We start from the raw sequence: 20008 nt of genomic DNA, 5'->3' as shown, positions 1-20008 counted from the left end.
TGTCACCACGACACACTGGATCCAAGACATGAGCATGGACAACATCGAGGTACGCGGGGCCGAAGAGCACAATCTCGAGGACATCGACGTGACGATTCCCCGCGAGGCGTTTACCGTCGTTACCGGTCTCTCGGGGTCGGGCAAATCGTCGCTCGCCTTCGAGACAATCTACGCGGAAGGCCAGCGCCGGTACATCGAGAGTCTCTCAGCGTACGCCCGGAACTTCCTCGGCCAGATGGACAAACCGCAGGTCGAAACCGTCGAGGGGCTCTCACCCGCGATTTCGATTGACCAGAAAAACGCCGCGAACAACCCGCGCTCGACGGTCGGGACCGTCACGGAATTGCACGACTATCTCCGTCTTCTCTACGCCCGTGTCGGCACCCCCCACTGTCCAGAGTGTGGCCGCGAAGTCGGCGAGCAAAGCGCCCAGAACATGGTCGAGCGCATCCTCGAGTTGCCCGACGGAACGCGGGTCAAACTCGCCGCGCCGGTCGTCCGCGACCAGAAAGGAGCCTTCGAGGACCTGTTCGAAGAACTAGTATCAGAGGGATACTCCCGCGTCGAAATCGACGGCGAGGAGTACGACCTCACACTTGACGACCCGGATCTTGACGAGAACTTCGATCACACCGTCGACGTGATCGTCGACCGCGTAAAAGTCTCCGCCGAGGATCGGCCACGAATTATCGACAGCGTCGAAACCGCACTCGAGGAGGCCGAAGGCGTGCTAAAGGTCATCCTCCCGGACGCACCCGAGGAAGTCGCGAGCGATCTGGGCGATGCGGCCCGCCGGACGGGCGCACTCGGTGACGAAGTCGACGAGGACGACCGGTTTGTCGTCGAGTTCTCGAAGGATCTGGCCTGTACGCACTGCGGGATCGACGTGCCCGAAATCGAGACGCGCTCGTTTTCGTTTAACTCGCCCCACGGAGCCTGTCCCGAGTGTGAAGGACTCGGCGAAACGAAAGAGATCGACGAGTCACTCGTCGTCCAAGACGAATCCAAGTCGCTGAAGAACGTCTTCGAACCCTGGAGCTACAACCGATCCTACTACCGCACCCGACTCGACGCCGTCGCCGCCCACTTCGACATCTCGCTGTCGACGCCGTTCGAGGAACTCGAGGACGACATCCAGCAGGCGTTTCTCTACGGAACCGACGGCGAAGTCCTGTTCAAGCGCAGCACGAAAAACGGCACCCGGCGCAAGCAAAAGCGCTTCGAGGGCGTCATCCCGAATCTCGAGCGCCGGTATATCGAGACGGATTCAGATTCGACCCGCGAGCACATCGAGGACTACATGTCGGCGACGGAGTGCCCGTCTTGTGACGGAACTCGCCTGAAAGCAGCCAGTCGAGCCGTCCTCGTCGACGAGACCGCGATCACCGAAATCAACGCACTGAGCATCGGCGACGCCCTCGCACACTTCGAGTCGCTCGAGGCAGACCTCACCGAGCGCGAGAAGGTCATCGCCGAAGAGATTCTCAAAGAGATCCGCGCGCGGCTTGGGTTCATGGACGAAGTCGGCCTCGAGTATCTAACCCTCGACCGCGAGGCCGCCACGCTCTCCGGTGGGGAGAGTCAGCGCATTCGGCTCGCGACCCAGATCGGTGCCGGACTCGTGGGCGTGCTCTACGTGCTCGATGAGCCCTCGATTGGCCTGCACCAGCGGGACAACGACCGCCTGCTCGATACGCTCGAGGAACTTCGAGATCTCGGAAATACCCTGATCGTCGTCGAGCACGACGAGGAGACGATGCGCCGTGCGGACAACGTCATCGACATGGGCCCCGGCCCCGGAAAGCGCGGCGGCGAGGTCGTCGTCAACGGCTCCGTCGACGAGGTCAAAGCTTGTGAGGAGTCGGTGACCGGCGACTACCTCTCCGGTCGCAGACAGATTCCCGTGCCAGACGAGCGACGCGACGCTGATGGGGCGCTGACGATCCGTGGTGCCCGTCAGCACAATCTCGCAGACCTCGACGTGGACATTCCACTCGGCTGTTTCACCGCGATTACGGGCGTCTCCGGCTCCGGGAAATCCACGCTCATGCACGACGTGCTCTACAAGGGCCTCGCGCGCCAGATGAACGACAACACGAGCGTCATTCCGGGCGATCACGACGGCCTCGAGGGCCTCGAGGAGGTAGAGACCGTGCGCCTGATCGACCAGTCACCGATTGGCCGCACGCCGCGGTCGAATCCGGCGACCTACACCGGCGTCTTCGACCACATCCGCGACCTGTTCGCCCAGACAAAACTGGCGAAACAGCGCGGCTACGAGAAAGGTCGATTTTCGTTCAACGTCAAAGAAGGGCGCTGTGAGGAGTGTGGTGGGCAGGGCACAGTGAAAATTGAGATGAACTTCCTCTCGGACGTCTACGTACCCTGTGAGGCCTGTGACGGCGACCGGTACAACGACGCCACACTCGACGTGACCTACAAGGACAAGACCATCTCGGACGTCCTCGACATGGAAGTCGGCGAGGCCTACGACTTCTTCGAGGCGAACTCCCAGATCCGCCGTCGCCTGAAACTGCTGAAAGACGTCGGTCTCGACTACATGACCCTCGGGCAGCCCTCGACGACGCTCTCCGGCGGGGAGGCCCAGCGGGTCAAACTCGCCGAAGAGTTGGGGAAGAAAGACTCCGGTGAGACGCTGTATCTGCTCGACGAACCGACAACGGGGCTGCACCACGAGGACGAGCGCAAACTCATCGAAGTGCTCCACCGACTGACTGACAACGGCAACACCGTCGTCGTCATCGAACACGAACTCGATCTCGTGAAAAACGCCGACCACATTATCGACCTCGGCCCTGAAGGTGGCGAACACGGCGGCGAAGTGGTCGCGACTGGAACTCCCGAAGACGTCGCCCGACTCGAGGACTCCCACACTGGCCGCTACCTGCGTGATCTCTTGCCGAAGATCGATCTCGAGGGGCCACGCGGTGAACGCGTCGAACCGGTGTCGGCACCGATGGACGACGACTAGTCGTCCGTTCGAAAGCCAATATCGCGGGCCATCTCTCGGAACGATTGCCGACACAGCCAGATCTCGTACTTGCCGACCAACCCCTGTTCTCGTCCGGTTGCACGACAGACGCGGGTGGTGCCGGGTGAGTCGGATGACTCGTCTGTTGGCTGGGCACGTCGCCATCAACTGTGTCTCGGTAGTGGCTCACAGACACCGCGTGTCAATGCTGAATACCGAGGAACGCTGTCTGATACGACGATGTGCGGACACACGATCACTACGTCGAATCCCAACGATTACCGGAACTGACGCGAAAGGCCACGTCATGACCGACAAAGCTGCCTTTCGCCGCCGGTTGCTCGGTGGTGGTCTCCTCTCGTTAGTAATGGCTGTCGGGCTTGCCGTCGCCCTCGAGCCGACGACCCCAACAGCGTGGCTTCCGGTTGCGTGGATCGGAATCGGCGGACTGGCCCTGCTTACTGCCGCCGGTCTCGAGCGTCTCCCGCTTGGCGTCGTCACGATTGGCTGGCCTCGAGTGGCTGCCGTCGGCCTCGGAATCCTCGCCCTCGGCTCGAGTACGTTCGGCTTCGTGCAACTGCTGACCGAGGCGTCCAGTCTCAGCCTGATCTACGCTGGCTTCGCACTCGTCGCCGCGCTGGCGCTCGCTATCGTCACGCTCGAGTGTCTCCTCGGCGGTGTCGGACTGGACGAAGAGACGTTCGCCGTCGAGTAGACCGGGCGTCGGAACCGGACAACACGATGCATATTTTCTATCGCACCTGCAGAAAGTCAACAAATACCATTATATATTATCGGCAATAACATTCAAGCGATGACAGCTCATGCGTGCCAGACCGAACTGGGTACGGAGGTTGACCAGCTATTGGACGTGTTGAGTAATCGACTCCGGCGGGCGGTAATCTACTACTTCGAGGTGCAAATCGACCGAACTGTCGAATCGCTGTCTGCGTTAGCAACCTACCTCTCGAAGACGATTCCGGAGTTAGCGACGAACACCGCCGAAGTCGAACTCGTCCACACCCATCTGCCGATGCTGAACGCACGTGGCTGGCTCGAGTTCGATAGCCGGACGGAGACGGTCGTCTACATCGGCACCGACCGTGCCGGCACGCTGTTGGCCGACCTCCGTGAGATGTTTACGAGCGAAGTTGACGACGAACACACATAACGAATCCGGCTGATCCGCACACTAACGGCTGTCGCGACCATCCATGGCAGTATGAGTGTCCACGTGGCGATTATCGGGGCTTACGGAAGCGCTGGCGTCGCCGCCGCAGATGAACTTCTCGAGCGCGATCCAAGCGTTGAACTGACGCTAATCGACGACGGCGACCCCGGTGGTGGACTGTGTATTCTCCGTGGCTGCATGCCGAGTAAGGACGTCCTCTCGGCTGGCCAACACCGGTATCAGGCGCGCCACGACGACCGCCTCGAGGGCGTTCCCGAAATAGATCCCGAGGCCGTCGTCGCCCGGAAAAACGAGCATATCACTGGCTTTGCCGAGCACCGACGCAAACACGTCCACGAACTGGCCGAGCGCGAGACCGTCGAGTTCGTCCACGACACGGCCCGATTCGTCGACGACCGCGTGATCGAACTCGAGGAAAGCGGCCGAAGCCTCGAACCAGATTACGTCGTCATCGCGACGGGATCGGTACTCGACATCCCCGACCTCCCCGGCATCGATGAGGTCGACGTCTCCTCGAGTGCGGACGTACTGGATGCGACCACATTCCCCGAGTCGGGGATCGTCATGGGCTTTGGCTATATCGGCCTCGAACTCGCGCCCTACCTCAGCGAAGTCGGCGGCGTCGATCTGACCGTCATCGAACACGACAACCACCCGCTCGACGAGATGGAAGCCGGCTACGGCGAGACGATTCTTGAACTCTACCGCGAGCAGTTTGGCATCAACGTGCTGACGAACGCCGACGAAACGCACATCGAGTCGACCGACGATGGCGGCGTTCGCCTGACCCTCGAGCAGGCCGGTGGCGACAACGCTGAGGGCGACGGCGACGCCACCGAACGGACGCTCGAGGCCGACCACCTCTACTGTTTCACCGGTCGGCGTCCCGCATTCGATGGGCTCGGACTCGAGGAGACAGGCCTCGAGCCCGGTGAGGGGTGGGTCAGTTCGACGATGCAGGCCGCAGGTGACGACCGCGTCTTCGTTGCCGGTGATGCAAACGGCCGGGAACCAATCTTACACGTCGCCAAAGAGGAGGGGATTTCGGCGGCACAGAACATCCTCGCCCACCACCGTGGCGAGGACTGTGAGCCCTACACGAACATCCCCCATCACGTCATCTTCTCGGGGCTAGGTGTCTATCCGTTCGCGCGGATCGGCCACACGCCTGCGACAATCGCTGAAGCCGAGATGGACGCCATCGTCCTCACCCGCGAGGCATCCTCTGACGGCGTCTTCAAAACGAAGAATCACCCGGAGGGGCGGGCAACGCTGGTCGTCAACGCCGAAAGCGGAGCCGTGCTTGGCTATCAGGGACTCCACTTGCACGCGGACGTCATGGCCAAGACGATGCAGGTCGCCGTCGAGATGGGTCTCGACGTCCGCGACCTCCCGAAGCGCGCGTACCATCCGACGACACCCGAGATTCTGGACGGCCTGTTCCGCGACGCCTGTGCAGAACTCGAGGATCGGTCTGCCTGCGTTGAAGACGGCGATTCGCGGGACCTGGCGTTGTAGCAAAGCGACTGCGAGGTCCGGCCGACGTGCCGTTCGGAACCGACCGCAGACACGAGTCGAATCATCGATAGGTCGGTCCGAGAGACGACCACACATCAGTGGAAATAACGCCACGAATACGTATCAGAGGCGATGTACGCCCTCAATAGCCAGCCGCGAGCTTTTTGTCGATGGAGTGGTAGACACACATGTGACTGACGCGGTTCGACGCGCAACCACCGACGACGTCCTGGCAATCCACGAGACGGCCCGCGAGAGTTGGCACGCGACCTACGACGACGTGCTGGGCTCCGACACCGTCGATAGCGTCGTCGACGACTGGTACGCACTCGGCGACCTCGAGTCCGCGATTGCCGACGCAAGCAGCCGAGACGACGTCGAGTTCGTCGTCGTCGAACCGGACAAAAGCACTGACGACATCATCACGGACTCCGAGGGCGACGTCCTCACGGGACTCCAGCGTTGTCGCGCCTTCGCACACGTCGTCCCCTGGCCCGAAGACCCGGTAGTGGCCTACCTCGCGCGATTCTACGTCCGGCCGGACAGCTGGGGCGAAGGCGTCGGGACGGCCCTTCTCGAGCACCTCGAGACGACGCTCGAGGACTCCTTCGACCGTATCCGGCTGGCTGTCCTCGCGGATAACGAGGTCGGTATCTCGTTCGCCGAGTCAGTGGGATTCGAGCGAGTCACAATCCGAGAGACGGATCTCGGGGATGGCCTCGAGGAGTACGTCTGCGAAAAGTCGATTTGAGGAGTGGCCGTCTCTATAGCGTTTTCTCGGCCTCATCCTCATCTACCACTTCGATCCCACGATTGTTGACCGCCATCGGATCGAGGCCGACCTCCTGGAGGAAGTTCTTGTACTCGCGTTCGCACTGCTCAGCGTCTTTTTGCTTGTCGCTCGCGCGATCACAGAGCTTGATGAGGGTCTCCGGCACATCGTTCTGGTAGACGATCCAGTGGTTGATCAGGTCCGACAGGCGGCGGATCGGACTCGTGAAGTGGCCGTAAATCTCGAAGTTCAGCGCGTGGTGGCCGCCGAATGGGTCGTTCATGTACTTCGCTCGCGGCATCACCTTCATCACCGCCCATTGAATCTTATCGAGCTGGCGACCGGGTGCCTCCTCGAGCGTGGCGTTCACGGCTTTTCGGGGGTCGTCCCAGGTGCTGCCGGGGATCGAGACGCCATCGAGGTCCTGAATCTCCTGCAGGGCTTTCGACCACTCGTCAGGGCTTGGCTGTGGGTGAACGCGGTACATCGCCTCGACGCCACGATCCCACATCAGCGTGTGCGTGACGGCCTTGTTGGCCTTGAGCATGCATTCCTCGATGATCGTGTGCGCGCGGTCTCGAGCGGGATTCAAGACGAGCGAGCCGTCCTCCTTGCGCTGTTCGTGCATCTGGTCGGCGAGTTCGTGGACCAACACGTTCTCCTCGTGCAGCGGCGCGTCGGGATCGTCGAGTCGCTTTTCGGCCTGCGAGTAGGTCAGTCGCTCGTCGGACTGGATAACCGACTTGTAGATCTCGATGGTCTCGTAGGAGAGATTCTCCTTGTCGAGGTGCATCTCGACGGTGTGAGCGAGGCGGTCCTCGTTGGGAACGAGTGAACAGACCGTCTCGGCCAGCACGGGCGGGAGCATGTGGATCGTATAGCCCGGCAGATAGACCGTGTTCGCGCGCTCAACGGCCGAATCCCACATTGCCGTCTCGGGGTTGACGTAGTGGGTCACGTCCGCGATATGGACCCAGAGAACGTACTCGTCGTCGCGTTCTTCAACCGAAATCGCATCATCGAAGTCCTGGGCGTCGATTGGGTCCGTCGTCCACGTCGTCAGGTCCCGTAGATCCTCGCGTTCGTCGGCCTCGTCAGCGATCTCCTGTTGGACTCCCTCGGTGCGTTCTTCGGCCTCATCGAGTACCGTCTGTGGGAAGCCATCGGGAATTTCGAACTTCTCAAAGAGTTCCTCGCGTTTGTTCTCGAGATGTCGCGCAAGATCCTCGCTGATTTCGACAGGGCCCTGGCCCTCCGCCGTCCCGGCTTCGGCCTGGGCGTCTGCATCGTCACTCATACCACCGCCTACGGACGTGGTGGTGAAAGTCGTGTCGGGACGCCGGACTCGGAGAAACCATCCAGATAGCAAAACATAGTATCCCTCAAACATGAACAGTCTGTAATGAGCGCGATTGCCCTCCGCAATGTACAGAAGCGCTTCGGGAACGTCGATGCCCTTCGCGGAATCGATCTCGAGGTGGACTCCGGCGAGGTGTTCGGCTTTTTGGGGCCGAACGGCGCCGGCAAGTCGACGACAATCGACATCCTGTTGCACTACACACACCCGAGTAGCGGGTCTGTTGAGGTCCTCGACCACGACGTGACCGCCAACCCAGTCGCCGTCAGAAACCGCACCGGCATCCTCCCCGAAGGCTTCGCCGCCTTCGAGACGATGACCGGCCGCCAGCACGTCGAATACGCCATCGAATCGAACGCGGCCGACGACGATCCAGACGTCCTTCTCGAGCGCGTCGGCCTCGAGGGCGTTGGCGACCGACTCGCCAGGGACTACTCGAAGGGAATGACACAGCGACTCGCACTCGCGATGGCGCTCGTGGGCGAACCCGACCTGCTGATCCTCGACGAACCCTCGACGGGGCTCGACCCCCACGGTGTCCGGCGAATGCGCGAGATCGTCCGCGCGGAACGCGACCGCGGCGCGACGGTCTTCTTCTCGAGTCACATCCTGGAACAGGTCGAAGCCGTCGCCGACCGCGTGGGCATTCTCCGCGGCGGCGAACTCGTCGCCGTCGACACCATCGACGGCCTGCGCGGCGCAGTCGACGCCGACGCCGAACTGACGGTCGATATCGCCGAAGACCCGACCGCACTCGCACCCGAAATCGACTCGCTCGAGGGCGTTTCGTCGGTGATCAAACGCGACGGCGAACTGGTCGTCGCCTGTACGAACGAGGCGAAACTCTCCGTGTTAGACGAAATTCGTGCTGCTGGCGGAACGGTTCGTAACTTTACGACCGGCGAGGCCTCGCTCGAGGACCTGTTCGTTTCCTATACGGAGGGAGCACGATGACTCGCGGCTGGCGGCTGATCGCTCGCAAGGAGATCGGGGATGCGATTCGCAACCGGCAGCTGTACTCGAACGCTGCGATGTTCATCATCCTGTTCGGACTCGTCACGTACTTCCACGTCGGGCAGGCACGCGAGGGCTTTGCCGACCCCGTTGACCTCGTGGAGTTTCTCAACCTCTTTGCGATCATGCTCGTCCCGGCAGTCGGGTTGATGCTGTCCTATGCGGCAATCGTTAAGCGCCGCGAAGATGGGCAACTGACCCTGCTGCTCGGACTGCCCCACAACCGACGCGATGTCGTCATCGGCACCTATCTCGGCCGGTTCGTCATCCTCACGCTCGCGCTCGCGGCAGGCACTATCACCGCAGCGATACTCGCACTCGTCTTTGGCGTCGAACTGGCAACCACTGAATTGCTCGGCTTCACCGTGCTTGCAAGCGCGCTCGGCCTCGCCTACATCGCTATTGCGATCTGTCTGTCCATGCTGACGCGCGACCAGACGTGGGCCTCAATCGCTGCGTTCTGTACGTTCTTGCTGTTCGTCCTCGCTTGGCGATTCGTCCCCGAGGTGACGACCTACATCGTCTACGGCTTCGAGATGCCCGCCCAGCAGCCGTGGTGGCACGACTACGTCGGCACACTCTCACCGTCGGTCGCCTACGAGCGCGCTCTCGAGTTCGTCATCGGCGAGGAGTTCGATCAGAGGCTGTCTGCGTTTGGCATCTTCGTACTCGCTGGATGGGCCGTCCTCGCACCCGCAGCCGGCTACCTGCAGTTTAAAACGAGCGATCTCTGAGACGGTTCACTCCCACTCGCGGCGTTCTTCGACGCGATCCTGGCGTTTCTGGACGGTGAGCAGATACGCCCGTAAGAACGCCTCCTGGTCACGTTCGCCGGCCTCGAGTTCTACCAAGAGGTCCTCGAGACCATGGCGTGGGTGAGGACAGAGCTCACGATGACAGTCTTTACAGAGATACTCGAAGGCCTTGTCTTCGCGGTCCCAGCGATTGCCGTACTTATCGTACTCACGGGCCTTCGACCGGCCAATCTCCTCGCCACAGGCAAGACAGGTGACCGTCGTCGTCCGGTTTTGTGAGGACCAAGGCCACATACGAGCTAGATGGTCGCGTTACTACTTAGCGATTGTTACACGTTCGCACTGAACAGAGTCTCCGCTCGAGCGACCGGTCTGGATTCCGACGCCTGCTGTGGGGTGGGCGATATCACTGTGATTGGTCAACGGACTGAGTGGCACTCGAGTCGTTGGTCACGCGATTATAGTGTCGAACCCACAGAAATTGGAGCGGCGCGATCAACAACGGGACGAAAAAGGCGACGGAGACGGACACCGTCGCAACGCCAATCGAGAGCACAAAGACGAACGGACCGAGCAGCCCACGGATCGTGATGAGGGTCGCTATGTCGTCGGTAATATCATCGCTGGTAAATCCGGATCGCGCAGCGTAGGCCCAGGTGAGTGTGAGCAAGATGCCAACCAGCGCGAGGTTGCCGGCGTAGAGCATCCAGGCGAAGGCAGTCCCATAGCTGCCAAGCACCTCAGTCGGATAGGGCAAGAACGAAATCGAGAGCAAGAACAGCAGGTTCAGCCACAGCAATACTCGGTTGTGGGCGACGAGGTTTTGAAACAGGTTGTGATGGATGATCCAGTAGAGACCAACGACGACAAAGCTCAGCAGGTAGCTAATCAGCAGCGTCTCCTGATCGGCAAGTGCCCCAGGTAACGCCGCCGCGTCGACGTCTGGAACCTCGAACTGTAACACCAGCAGCGTCAGCACGATGGCAAAGACACCATCGCTCAGCCCTTCCATACGGTCCGTTCCGTCTCCCTCGAGTGTCCAGCCCATACCAGCAGTATCGCCCTCGAGCGTAATATGTGCGGTTACGAAGTGAAATCTAATCCATTAAATGCATACAGCAAGTAGCGCGGGTATGCAGGTCAAATCGCGGCATCATCTCCGGAGCGACGCCGTCTCGGACCTCGAGGATGCACTGGCTGACCACCTTGGTGTCGAGTCCGACGGCGATACCTACGAGCGCGTCGAATTCGAAGAAACAGACTGGGAAGTGATCCTGATCGACGGCGAGCCCCAGGTCGCGTACTTCGACGACGAGCCGTTTCTAACCGTGCGCGGAGCCAACGCCTACGAACCCGAAAAGCGACTGGTGACCGTCGATTCGGGTGCAATTTCGTTCGTCAGCGACGGTGCAGACGTGATGCGCCCCGGTATTACGGAGGCGACCGACGACATTTCGCCAGATGACCTGGTCATCATCGCCGAGGAGTCCCACGGCAAAGTGCTCGCAGTCGGTCGCGCTCGCGTCAACGGGGACGAAATGGTCGGGACTGAAGGGAAAGTCGTCGACTCGCTCCATCACGTTGGCGACGAACTGTACGACTTCGCTGGATAGAGACGGCCTCGAGCAGGTCAGCGGTTAGTCGGCCGGTGAGTTCCCGTCAGTGTCGATGACGGCTGTCGTCGGAAACAGATGACCGGTTTCGTATTTCATTCCGAGGAGTAAGATACCGCCTGCGATCAGTGGCAAGAGCGCACAAGCGGCGTAAATCGGCCAGAAGCCGACGGTTTCGACGAGTGGGAGCGAGACGAGCGGTCCAACCCCGCCGCCGATATCGCCGAGGACGTTGTTCGTACCAGTTGCTCTACCCATCCGGTCGTTCGGGGTTAGATCGGCGAGCAAGGCGATGAGCGGCCCACTCGTCCCGCCCTGTCCGGCACCGATGAAGATGCACGCAAGCGTCAGCGTCCAGACGGAGGAAGCGACCGCGAGCAACAGAAAGCCAACGGACGAGATAAGCACGAACACCAGCAGTGTCGGCACTCGAGAGCCGCGATTATCGCTGACGTAGCCGCCATAGAACATGAATACGGCGGCCGCGATCACCGTCACAGCCATGAAGATGCCTGAACTGCCCTGTGAATCGAAGCCGAAGACGCTGACCTCAAGTTCGCCCAGAAAGAGCACGAGTGTCGCGAACAACGCGCCGATGTAGGCAAAGAGGATCGTGAAGTTAACCAGGCCGACAGTGAGCGTCGAGACGGTGTAGTCGATCTCCCAGGGCTTGATCGAGCGGTTGACCTCGCCGTCGACGTGGGTCTCTGGGACAGTGGCGTAGGCAAGCGCCGCCGCGAACAGCGAGAAGACGGTCGCGAGGATAAACGCGATCACGTCGCCGGGCAGCGCAAAGAGGACGCCGTCAGCGACGTCGCTGACGATGCCACCGAGGACGAGCCCGGTCGGGAAGCCGAAGATACTCCCGCCGCGGATGAGCCCCATACTCTGGCCGCGCGAGCCGCTCTTGCTGACGTCCGCAGCAATCGTATACGCCGTCGCAAAGACGAGCGCACTCCCAAGTCCCCAGATGATCCGCGCGAGTAAGAACCACGCTTCGGGTGCCGGCGCGACGTACGCGATGACGTAGCCGAAAGTCGCGAGCGCCTGGATCAACATGCCGACGACGAACGGTTTTCGCGTCCCGATCCGGTCAACCAGACTACCCGCCGGCGCGTTCGCAAACAGCCTCGAGAAGCGATTCGCGCTCAGGATGATGCCGACGAGAAACGGCGAGATGCCAAGCACCTGGCCCAGGTTCGGCAAGATTGGGAAGATGACGCCGCCGCCGAAGCCGACGAAGAACGTACTCGCGATCACCGACGCGATAACGAGGTACTCGCTGCGCGAGAGTCCACTCGAGTTGGTCGACCCGCTGTTGGGGTTGCCGTCAGGATCAGTGACTGGATCGTCCGCACCGCTCATCGGCTGATCACGGGATACTGAAGCAAACTAGCAAAACAGCTCTCGAGCAGGGCGACCGAAACGAGCCGGTTCGGGCACTCGCTCGAGGTGTACTGATGAAACGTATCCACAGTACTTGACTGATCGGTCAGTTAGCGTTTAGGCATTTCGCTTCCCGCGAGTCAGAGACACGCATCAGCGGCATATCTGAATCTGTGGCGACGAGGCCCGACGAAAAACCGATGTCCTCGCGTTCGTGTTGTCAGGGGACGCCGTGAGGCAGGGAACCAGAATACTGCTCTCCTCGAGTTCGAATCGATCACGGCGAAACCAGTCACTTGAGCGGAAAAAACGGCAAACGTTTGCCGACCGAGCGCCTCCACTACCATATGTGCGGTCGCTACACACTCACCCTCGAGCGCGACGACCTCGAAGATCGCTTCGGTGTGACCGTCGATGACTCCTACACGCCGCGGTACAACGCCGCGCCGGGCCAGAAACTGCCAGTTATCACGAGCGATGCACCAGAGGCGGTTCAGCATCTCGAGTGGGGGCTGGTGCCCTCGTGGGCCGACGACGACACCGGCGGGCTGATCAACGCGCGTGCGGAGACGGTCGACGAGAAGCCGAGCTTTCAGGCAGCCTACGAGCAGCGTCGGTGTTTGGTCCCAGCGGATGGGTTTTACGAGTGGGTCGAGACGGGGACCGACGGCGACGAGAGCGAGAACGGCAGTGGCGGAAAACAACCCTACAGAGTCACCTTCGAGGACGACCGCCCGTTCGCGATGGCCGGCTTGTGGGAGCGCTGGGAACCCGACGACGAGACCACTCAGTCCGGCCTCGACGCGTTTGGTGGCGGCGTCGAGGGCGACGATGCAGCCGACGGCCCGCTCGAGACGTTTACGATCATCACGACCGAGCCAAACGACCGCATCGCGGACTTGCACCACCGAATGGCCGTCATCCTCGAGCCCGGCAGTGAACGAGAGTGGTTGACAGCCGATGATCCAAAGGCGCTCCTCGAGCCGTATCCGGACGACGAAATGTGCGCCTATCCAGTCTCACAGGCTGTCAACAATCCAGCGAACGACGACCCCGTATTGCTCGAGCCACTCGAGTCCTGAACCGCCGTCCGGAATTACTTAAATGTGTCGTGAAACGCCGTCAACGGGGGACGGTCGGGACTCGATACCACAACACAACATAGCACGGGGTATCGACTGCAGTACGGTGGTTTACTGGCCGCTCAGACAGTAGTCAGGGTACAACTCGAGAACACAATACCAAAGAATTTATATAGAATCACAATCAATGAATCAGCTGACTATGAGCCAGCGAATGCAGCAGGGACAGCCGATGATCGTGATGAGCGAGGATTCCCAGCGCGTCAAGGACAAGGACGCCCAGGACTACAATATCAGCGCCGCGCGTGCGGTCGCCGAGGCCGTCCGCTCGACGCTCGGACCGAAGGGAATGGACAAGATGCTCGTCGACTCGATGGGATCGGTCACCATCACGAACGACGGCGTCACCATCCTGCAGGAGATGGACATCGACAACCCGACGGCCGAGATGATCATCGAGGTCGCCGAAACCCAGGAAGACGAGGCTGGTGACGGCACCACGACCGCCGTTGCAATCGCCGGCGAACTCCTCAAAAACGCTGAGGACCTCCTCGAGCAGGACATTCACCCAACGGCGATCATCAAGGGCTTCCACCTCGCAAGCGAGCAGGCTCGCGAAGAAATCGACGACATCGCACAGGACGTCGACACCGACGACGAGCAACTCCTTCGCTCGGTCGCCGAAACCTCGATGACCGGCAAGGGCACCGAAGTCAACAAAGAACACCTCTCGCAGCTCATCATCGACGCCGTCAAGCAGGTCACCGTCGAGAGCGACGAGGGCGACAACGTCGTCGACCTCGAGTACCTCAACATTGAGACCCAGACCGGCCGCAGCGCCGGCGAATCCGATCTGCTCGTTGGCGGCATCGTGGACAAAGATCCCGTCCACGACAACATGCCAACCTCGGCCGAAGACGCCGACGTGCTCCTGCTCAACCAGGCAATCGAAGTCGAGGAAGCCGACGTCGACACCGAAGTCTCCGTCACGGACCCCGACCAGCTCCAGAAGTTCCTCGACCGCGAGGAAGAACAGCTCAAAGAGAAGGTCGAACAGATCGCCGACCTCGGCGCTGACGTCGTCTTCTGCCAGAAAGGCATCGACGACCTCGCACAGCACTATCTCGCCAAGGAGGGCATCCTCGCCGTCCGCCGCGCCAAGAAGTCTGATCTCGAGTTCCTCTCGGAAGTCGTCAACGGCGCCGTTATCTCCGACCTCGCAAGCGCAACCGAAGCCGACCTCGGCCACGGTGACGTCACCCGCGACGAGGAAGACGAACTGTTCTACGTCGAAGGCGACGACGCCCACGGCGTCACCCTCCTGCTTCGCGGCTCGACCGAACACGTTGTCGACGAACTCGAGCGCGGTGTCAACGACGCACTCGATGTCGTCGCACAGACCGTCTCGGACGGCCGTGTCCTCGCAGGCGGCGGTGCCATCGAGGTCGAACTCGCCTCGCGCCTTCGTGACTACGCCGACTCCGTCTCCGGCCGCGAACAGCTGGCCGTCGAAGCCTTCGCCGACTCGCTCGAGCTCGTCCCACGCGTGCTCGCCGGAAACGCCGGTCTCGACTCCATCGATACGCTCGTCGACCTTCGTGCAGCCCACGAGGACGGCGATATCGAAGCCGGTCTGAACGTCTTCTCGGGCGACGTCGAGGACACCTACGAGGCTGGCGTTGTCGAGCCAGCCCACGCAAAGGAACAGGCTGTGACCTCCGCTGCTGAGGCCGCAAACCTTGTCCTCAAAATTGACGACATCATCTCCGCTGGCGACCTGTCGACCGACAAGGGCGACGACGAAGCCGGCGGCCCCGGCGGTGCTGGCGGCATGGGCGGCATGGGCGGCGGCATGGGCGGCATGATGTAAGTTCGGCTCCACACCACCTTCCACCACCCACACGACCGTCTCGTACCCGAACACGACCGTTCGCAACCCGTTTTGAGTCTATTGAAGTGTTTCTCGAACAGCCGTTCTCGCGCTCGAGACAGACAGCGAATCTGATACCCGCGTAACTAATGTGGCTCGCTGTCGTAGAACGCACATGACCTATCAGACCACAATCGGCTGGTCGATATTCACGTCCGGAATCGTCACCCTGTTGTTGGTCGCCCTGCCTGGCGACTCGATCTGGTGGGGTGTGCTCCTATTGGCACTGGGGATTGCGATTCTCTACGTTCGCTGAGGACCAGTCGAGTGCGTCAGGGCCATCAATTTCAAGTCGAAACCGGCGTCAACCGGCGTAACTCGCCGCCATCGCAGGCAGTTTACGGGTTCGACGGATAGCGAGTTGGCAGTGAGTACCACAGAGGACGAAACACCGTTTGACGCCTATCGTGAGGATGTCGACCGACCGCTGACGAGACTCTTTCGCGAGTACGCACCCGGCTATCTCGGCTACTTTTCGGTTGGGATGGTCGCGAACTTCATCGCCCGCATGGCGAGTCTCATCCCACCGTTGATCCTGGGGACCGCTATCGACGCGATTTTTGTCGCGCCAAACGCGGAAGCGTTCGACCTCCCGCTGGTTCCGAGTGCGTGGTTGCCAACCGCAGAAATCGCACAGTTCCAGTTCTCTGTCGCCGCGATCATCATCTCGTTTCTCCTCGTCGCCGTCTTTACCTGGATTTACGGCGTCACCGCGAATCTGTTCGCCCACAGCGTGATGCACACCGTCCGGGTCGACTCCTTCGAGAAGATGCAACAACTCGATATGGCCTTCTTCGACGAGAAACAGACCGGCGAGGTCATGGCCGTGCTCAACAACGACACCCAGAACCTCGAGATGTTCCTCGATAACGCGATCATGAACGCCGCCCGGTTGATCGTCATGGTCGGCGGAATCGCGGCCGTGCTCTTCTATCTCAACTGGCAACTCGCCTTCGTCACCCTGTTTGCCGTGCCCGCGATGGTCGTCTTTACGCTCTGGTTCATGCGCGTCGTCGAACCCCGCTACGTTCGCCAGCGTTCGTCCGTCGGCCGACTGAATACGCGCCTCGAGAACGCCATCGCCGGCATGAGCCTGACAAAAACGACCTCGAGCGAGGCCTACGAAGTTGAGCGGGTCAGTGACTCCTCGATGAACATGTTCGAGCGGACAATGGACGTGCTCAGACTGAGTTACATCTACCGGCCGGGCATGGAACTGCTCGCCGGCGTCGCCTTCGCCGCGACCTTCCTCGTCGGAGGCTACTGGCTCACGACAAACACCGCGCCGGGACCGATGACGGGCACGCTCTCGGTTGGCGATTTCGTTATCTTCCTCATGCTCACCCAGCGCATCGTCGACCCGCTCGCCGAAGTGTCGAACATCGTCGACCAGTACGAAAATGCCAAAGCCTCGAGCGAGCGCATTTTCGGCCTGATGGACATTCCGGTCCACGTCGACGATCCGGACGAGCCAGCGGCTCTCGAGCCGGTCCAGGGCCAAGTGGCCTACGAAGACGTCTCCTTCAGCTACGAGGACAGCGAGGTTCGGGCGGGATCGGGCGACGAGACGGCCTTCGAGGAGACTGTCATCGAAGATATCTCCTTCGACGCCGAACCGGGCGAGACGGTCGCGTTCGTCGGCGCGACTGGGGCGGGAAAATCGACAGTGCTCAAACTTCTGCTCCGACTGTACGACGTCCAGGACGGGACCATCCGACTCGATGGCCACGATGTTCGCGAGATTGCACTCTCGGATCTTCGGTCGGCAGTCGGCTACGTCAGCCAGGATACGTTCCTCTTCGATGGCACAATCGCGGACAACATCCGCTACGGACACTTCGACGCCACCGACGAGGACGTCAAAACGGCCGCAAAAGCCGCCCAGGCCCACGAGTTCATCACCGACCTCGCTGAGGGCTACGACACTCGAGTCGGCGAGCGTGGGGTCAAACTCTCCGGCGGACAGCGACAGCGAATCGCACTCGCACGCACTGTCCTCGCCGATCCGGCAGTGTTGATCCTCGATGAAGCGACGAGTGCGGTCGATACGAAGACGGAGTTGCTGATTCAACAGTCAATCGACGAACTCACTGAGGATCGGACGACGCTTGCGATTGCACACCGCCTCTCGACGGTCAAAGACGCGGATACGATCCTCGTAATGGATGACGGAGAGATCGTCGAACGCGGGAGTCACGACGAACTGCTCGCGGCCGATGGCCAGTACGCGACGCTGTGGAGTGCACAGGCAGGTGATCGAGAACGGGCAGCGAAAGCGCTGATGGAAGACGACTGACGACGGGGACGATACCGGGCGAGTGGCGTGCTCTAGCGCTCGTCGACCTCGAGTTCGAACTGCTTGTTCTCACTGACTGCGTTGAGAACGACACTCGTGTTCGAGGCTTTGATATCCGGATCGGTGAGCAGGGACTTGATCTGTTCGTTCATCCCATCAGTGTCCATGAACTTGCCGATGGCGATTACGTCGTAGTCACCGGTGACCTCGTAGACGCTGATCATCTGTTCGTGGTCACTCAGTGTGTCAGTGACGTCAGGCAGGGCGTTCCCCTCGACCTGCAACTGGATCACGGCAGTGACGTCGTAGCCGACAGCGTCGTAATTGAGACGTGGTGTGTAGCCTTCGATCACGCCCTCATCCTCGAGATCTGAGAGGTGGTTCGAAATGGTTGTCACGGAGACATCAAGGTCCTCGGCGAGACTCCGAAGACTCGCACGGCCATCGCCCAAAAGCGCGTTTACTAGTTTTGCATCGAGATTTTCGTACGTCATCACATCCATCCACTCGTTCAACCCTTTAGAAATTTACGAATATACAATTCCAGCCGAGTGACGGAAGATTTGCAGAGAGCAGTAGGGTTTTAGTAGCGGAGATTCTTGAAGAGGACGACTAGAAAGATGACAAGCGGAAACATCAGCGAGGCGGAACAGGCGGTACTCGATGAGATTGAAGCGAAAGACGTTGACTTCCTCCGACTGCAGTTTACCGACATCCTGGGGACGGTCAAGAACGTTGCCGTCCCAGCCCGCCAGGCTGAGAAGGCATTTGCTGAGGGCATCTACTTTGATGGGTCGTCTATCGAAGGGTTCGTTCGCATTCAAGAATCGGACATGCGACTGGTTCCTGACCCAGAAACCTTCGCCGTCCTCCCATGGCGCAACAACGAGGACAGCGCCGCGGGACGAATGATCTGTGACGTCTATGACACCTCGAGTGGCGAACCGTTCGAGGGCGACCCGCGTCGCGTTCTCAAGAACGCACTCGACCGCGCCGAGGAGATGGGCTATACGGTCAACGCCGCGCCGGAGCCCGAGTTCTTCCTGTTCGAAGAAGACGAAGACGGCCGCGCGACGACGAAAACCAACGACGCTGGCGGCTACTTCGACGTTGCACCGAAAGACCTCGCCAGCGACGTTCGCCGCGACATCATCTACGGACTCGAGGAGATGGGCTTCGAAATCGAGGCCAGCCACCACGAAGTTGCTGAAGGCCAACACGAGATCAACTTCGAGTACGACGACGCGCTGACGACGGCTGACAACGTCGCGACCTTCCGCACTGTCGTCCGCGCCATCGCCTCCCAGCACGACTACCACGCGACCTTCATGCCGAAGCCAATCCCGAAGATCAACGGCTCGGGCATGCACACGCACATCTCGCTGTTCGAAGACGGCGAGAACGCGTTCCACGACGACGACGACGAGTTCAACCTGAGCGAAGAGGCACACGCCTTTACCGCCGGTATCTTAGAGCACGCACCGGCAATCACCGCTGTTGCAAACCCGACGGTCAACAGCTACAAGCGCCTCGTCCCCGGCTACGAAGCCCCTGTCTACGTCGCCTGGTCCGACCGCAACCGCTCCGCGCTGATCCGGAAACCGGCCGCCCGCGTCCCGGCCGCCTCGCGTATCGAAGCGCGCTTCCCCGACCCGTCCTGTAATCCGTACCTCGCACTCGCCGCACTCATCCACGCCGGTCTCGAGGGCATCGAGAACGATCTCGACTGTCCCGACCCGGTTCGTGAGAACATCTACGAGTTCGACGAAGCAAAACGCGACGAGTACGGCATCGACACGCTGCCATCGAACCTCGGCGAAGCCGTCGACGCACTCGAAGATGACGAGGTCATCTACGATGCCCTCGGCGAGCACGTCGCACCGAAGTTCGTCGAAGCCAAGAGCCAAGAGTTCGAGGAGTACCTCATCGACGTCTCCGACTGGGAACTCGACCGGTACCTCGAGAAGTACTAACGACGTCAGTGTGAGCGCTCACGTTTGATCGGCCTCGCGGCCGGTATTCGGCCGCACAGCTCGTTTTCTTCGGATTCGCTCGAGTACTCGAGCGATGCAACTTGGCTGAAGATGGGACACGCAGTCCG

Annotated in this window: 18 protein-coding genes and 1 pseudogene; 13 read left to right on the top strand and 6 right to left on the bottom strand. The window is 60.8% G+C overall.

Annotated elements, in window-relative coordinates; all coding sequences use genetic code 11:
- Positions 1 to 28: 28 nt before the first annotated feature.
- Positions 29 to 2992 carry an excinuclease ABC subunit UvrA gene (uvrA, locus tag B2G88_RS00325; RefSeq protein ID WP_087713664.1) on the top strand — a complete coding sequence of 988 codons (2964 nt, stop codon included), beginning with the start codon at positions 29 to 31 and terminating at the stop codon, positions 2990 to 2992.
- Here the strand turns inward: uvrA and B2G88_RS00320 are convergent.
- Positions 2989 to 3114: pseudogene (locus tag B2G88_RS00320) on the bottom strand (30S ribosomal protein S14); the annotation flags it as partial. The gene uvrA and the pseudogene B2G88_RS00320 overlap by 4 nt on opposite strands.
- A gap of 185 nt (positions 3115 to 3299) precedes the next feature.
- Here B2G88_RS00320 and B2G88_RS00315 point away from each other — a divergent pair.
- From B2G88_RS00315 to B2G88_RS00300, 4 genes are all read left to right on the top strand, one after another.
- The gene (locus tag B2G88_RS00315; protein ID WP_054862319.1) at positions 3300 to 3707 is read left to right on the top strand and encodes a hypothetical protein; all 408 of its coding nucleotides are present in this window, start codon (positions 3300 to 3302) and stop codon (positions 3705 to 3707) included.
- A gap of 99 nt (positions 3708 to 3806) precedes the next feature.
- A complete protein-coding gene (locus B2G88_RS00310) occupies positions 3807 to 4163 on the top strand; it encodes a DUF7344 domain-containing protein (RefSeq protein WP_087713662.1) in 357 nt (118 codons plus the stop codon).
- A gap of 51 nt (positions 4164 to 4214) precedes the next feature.
- Positions 4215 to 5702, top strand: a complete 1488-nt coding sequence (locus B2G88_RS00305) for a dihydrolipoyl dehydrogenase family protein (protein WP_087713661.1) — start codon at positions 4215 to 4217, stop codon at positions 5700 to 5702.
- Between the two features lie 190 nt (positions 5703 to 5892).
- On the top strand, positions 5893 to 6453 hold the full coding sequence (locus B2G88_RS00300; RefSeq protein WP_054862290.1) for a GNAT family N-acetyltransferase: 561 nt from the start codon (positions 5893 to 5895) through the stop codon (positions 6451 to 6453).
- 13 nt (positions 6454 to 6466) lie between these two features.
- On the opposite strand, the gene B2G88_RS00295 is transcribed toward B2G88_RS00300, so the two are convergent.
- On the bottom strand, positions 6467 to 7771 hold the full coding sequence (locus tag B2G88_RS00295; RefSeq protein WP_087713660.1) for an RNB domain-containing ribonuclease: 1305 nt from the start codon (positions 7769 to 7771) through the stop codon (positions 6467 to 6469).
- A 105-nt stretch (positions 7772 to 7876) separates the two neighbouring features.
- Here B2G88_RS00295 and B2G88_RS00290 point away from each other — a divergent pair, with 105 nt between their 5' ends.
- Both B2G88_RS00290 and B2G88_RS00285 read left to right on the top strand, forming a co-directional pair.
- Positions 7877 to 8785, top strand: a complete 909-nt coding sequence (locus B2G88_RS00290; protein ID WP_087713659.1) for an ABC transporter ATP-binding protein — start codon at positions 7877 to 7879, stop codon at positions 8783 to 8785.
- Positions 8782 to 9579, top strand: a complete 798-nt coding sequence (locus tag B2G88_RS00285; protein WP_087713658.1) for an ABC transporter permease subunit — start codon at positions 8782 to 8784, stop codon at positions 9577 to 9579. Before B2G88_RS00290 ends, B2G88_RS00285 begins: the two co-directional genes overlap by 4 nt.
- A gap of 6 nt (positions 9580 to 9585) precedes the next feature.
- Here B2G88_RS00285 and B2G88_RS00280 read toward each other — a convergent pair whose 3' ends face one another.
- Together B2G88_RS00280 and B2G88_RS00275 are read right to left on the bottom strand one after the other, a co-directional pair.
- Positions 9586 to 9894: a DUF7562 family protein gene (locus tag B2G88_RS00280; RefSeq protein ID WP_054862289.1), complete on the bottom strand. Its 309-nt coding sequence runs from the start codon at positions 9892 to 9894 to the stop codon at positions 9586 to 9588.
- Between the two features lie 112 nt (positions 9895 to 10006).
- Entirely contained in the window at positions 10007 to 10648 is a 642-nt protein-coding gene (locus tag B2G88_RS00275; RefSeq protein WP_054862288.1) for a TMEM175 family protein, read from the bottom strand.
- A gap of 85 nt (positions 10649 to 10733) precedes the next feature.
- Here B2G88_RS00275 and B2G88_RS00270 point away from each other — a divergent pair, with 85 nt between their 5' ends.
- Entirely contained in the window at positions 10734 to 11213 is a 480-nt protein-coding gene (locus B2G88_RS00270; RefSeq protein ID WP_054862287.1) for an RNA-binding protein, read from the top strand.
- Between the two features lie 24 nt (positions 11214 to 11237).
- Here the strand turns inward: B2G88_RS00270 and B2G88_RS00265 are convergent, their stop codons facing one another.
- Positions 11238 to 12578: an MFS transporter gene (locus tag B2G88_RS00265; RefSeq protein WP_087713657.1), complete on the bottom strand. Its 1341-nt coding sequence runs from the start codon at positions 12576 to 12578 to the stop codon at positions 11238 to 11240.
- A gap of 368 nt (positions 12579 to 12946) precedes the next feature.
- Between B2G88_RS00265 and B2G88_RS00260 the strand changes: the two genes are divergently transcribed.
- The 4 genes from B2G88_RS00260 (at position 12947) to B2G88_RS00250 (ending at position 17907) form a co-directional block, all read left to right on the top strand.
- A complete protein-coding gene (locus B2G88_RS00260) occupies positions 12947 to 13681 on the top strand; it encodes an SOS response-associated peptidase (RefSeq protein ID WP_087713656.1) in 735 nt (244 codons plus the stop codon).
- Between the two features lie 214 nt (positions 13682 to 13895).
- Complete coding sequence (gene thsB / locus B2G88_RS00255; protein WP_087714267.1) at positions 13896 to 15551, top strand: thermosome subunit beta; 1656 nt, start codon at positions 13896 to 13898, stop codon at positions 15549 to 15551.
- A 175-nt stretch (positions 15552 to 15726) separates the two neighbouring features.
- Positions 15727 to 15867, top strand: a complete 141-nt coding sequence (locus tag B2G88_RS19335) for a hypothetical protein (RefSeq protein WP_176393147.1) — start codon at positions 15727 to 15729, stop codon at positions 15865 to 15867.
- A gap of 111 nt (positions 15868 to 15978) precedes the next feature.
- Positions 15979 to 17907 carry an ABC transporter ATP-binding protein gene (locus tag B2G88_RS00250; protein ID WP_087713655.1) on the top strand — a complete coding sequence of 643 codons (1929 nt, stop codon included), beginning with the start codon at positions 15979 to 15981 and terminating at the stop codon, positions 17905 to 17907.
- A 32-nt stretch (positions 17908 to 17939) separates the two neighbouring features.
- Here the strand turns inward: B2G88_RS00250 and lrp are convergent, their stop codons facing one another.
- The gene (gene lrp, locus B2G88_RS00245) at positions 17940 to 18401 is read right to left on the bottom strand and encodes an HTH-type transcriptional regulator Lrp (protein ID WP_087714266.1); all 462 of its coding nucleotides are present in this window, start codon (positions 18399 to 18401) and stop codon (positions 17940 to 17942) included.
- Positions 18402 to 18527: 126 nt separating this feature from the next.
- Between lrp and glnA the strand changes: the two genes are divergently transcribed.
- Entirely contained in the window at positions 18528 to 19880 is a 1353-nt protein-coding gene (glnA, locus tag B2G88_RS00240; protein ID WP_087713654.1) for a type I glutamate--ammonia ligase, read from the top strand.
- The last annotated feature ends 128 nt before the right edge of the window (positions 19881 to 20008 follow it).

The organism is Natronolimnobius baerhuensis (assembly GCF_002177135.1).
GTDB lineage: Archaea > Halobacteriota > Halobacteria > Halobacteriales > Natrialbaceae > Natronolimnobius > Natronolimnobius baerhuensis.
Note: the sequence above shows the minus strand (reverse complement) of the source record. Positions and strands in the feature narration are given on the sequence as shown.